The following is a 1,721-nucleotide window of genomic DNA, read 5'->3' as shown; positions in this document are numbered from 1 at the left end:
GAGATCGAGACCGCGCTGGCGCAGCTCTGGGCCGAGCTGCTCGGGCTGGCGCGGGTCGGACGGCACGACAACTTCTTCGAACTGGGCGGGCACTCGCTCTTGGCGGTGCAGCTGATGGAACGTCTGCGGCGGCGGTCGCTGGGCATCGAGGTGCGCACCCTGTTCGCCAAGCCGGTGCTGGCGGATCTGGCCGCAAGCCTGGGCCGTCATCACGAGGTGGCGGTCCCGGCCAACCTGATCACCGAACGGAGTGCGGCGATCACGCCACAGATGTTGCCGCTGATCGAGCTTACGCAGGACGAGATCGAGCGGATCGTCGCCACGGTGCCCGGCGGCGTTGGCAACATCCAGGACATTTACGGCCTGTCGCCGCTGCAGGACGGCATCCTATTCCATCATCTGCTGGCGGCAAAGGGCGATCCATACCTGCTGGTGTCGCAGATGGCGTTTGCCGAGCGTGGGCTGCTCGAGCGCTATCTTGCCGCGGTCCAGCGGGTGGTGGATCGGCATGACATCCTGCGCACGTCGTTTGTCTGGGAGAGGCTGTCGCGGCCGGCCCAAGTGGTGTGGCGGAAGGCGCGACTGGAGGTGACCGAGGTCGAGCTGGATGGCGCTCATGGCGCTGGCGCCGAGCAGCTCAGGGAGCGGTTTGATCCGCGCCGGCACCGCATCGAGCTTGGCCGGGCGCCACTGCTGCGGTTTGTGATTGCGCGCGAGCCCGGCAGCGCGCGCTGGCTGCTGCTGGAGCTGCAGCATCATCTGATCGGGGATCACACCACGCTGGACGTGATGCATGCTGAGGTCCGGGCCGAGCTGGAGGGGCGGGAGCCTGAGCTGACGGCGCCGCAGCCGTTCCGCAATCTGGTGGCGCAGGCGCATCTCGGCGGTGATGCCGAGGCGGACGAAGCGTTCTTCCGGGAGCTGCTGGCCGACATCGACGAGCCGACCACGCCGTTCGGCTTGAGCGAGGTGCGCGGCGACGGCGGCGGGGTTAGTGAGGCGCATCGGATGCTGCCGCCGGCGCTCCATGCGCGGCTGCGGGAACAGGCGCGGCGGCTGGGCGTGAGTCTGGCGAGCCTGTGCCATCTGGCGTGGGGGCAGGTGGTGGCGCGCAGCAGCGGCCGCGAGCAGGTGGTGTTCGGCACGGTGCTGTTCGGCCGCCTGCAGGGCAACGCCGGCGCCGACCGCGCCATGGGGCTGTTCATCAACACCCTGCCGCTGCGGCTTGATCTTGATGGGACCGCCGCCGAGGCGAGCGTGCGAACCACGCACGCCCGGCTGGCCGAGCTGCTGGCACATGAGCATGCCTCGCTGGCGCTGGCGCAACGCTGCAGCGGCGTTGCAGCGCCGGCGCCGCTGTTCAGCGCGCTGTTGAACTACCGCCACAACACCGCGGCGGTCGCCACTGCAACCGATGACAGTCTGGTGGGCGTGGAATGGCTGGGCGGGGAGGAGCGCACCAATTATCCGCTGACCTTGTCGGTGGAGGATTTTGGCGAGGCGCTCGGGCTGACGGCGCAGGTGGCGGAAGGGGTCTGTGCGGATCGGGTCTGCGGCTACATGCAGCGGGCGCTCGAGCAGCTGGCGCAGGCGCTGGAGCGGGCGCCGGACACGCCGGTGCGGGAGCTGGACATCCTGCCGGCCGCTGAGCGCAGGTATCTGCTGGAGGAACTGAACCGGACGGCGGCGCCGTATCCCTCGCAGCGGTGCATCCACGAGCT

The 1,721-nt window shown here is 69.4% G+C and carries 1 protein-coding gene; it reads left to right on the top strand.

What is annotated here, in order from left to right; genetic code table 11:
- A partial coding sequence (locus AAFX91_RS41480; protein ID WP_394570324.1) for a condensation domain-containing protein occupies window positions 1-1,721 on the top strand: 1,721 nt, incomplete at both ends.

The sequence above is a fragment of the Bradyrhizobium sp. 31Argb genome (genome assembly GCF_043638955.1).
GTDB lineage: Bacteria > Pseudomonadota > Alphaproteobacteria > Rhizobiales > Xanthobacteraceae > Bradyrhizobium.
The sequence above is the reverse complement of the archived record's forward strand: the minus strand, read 5'-3'. Positions and strand labels throughout refer to the sequence as shown.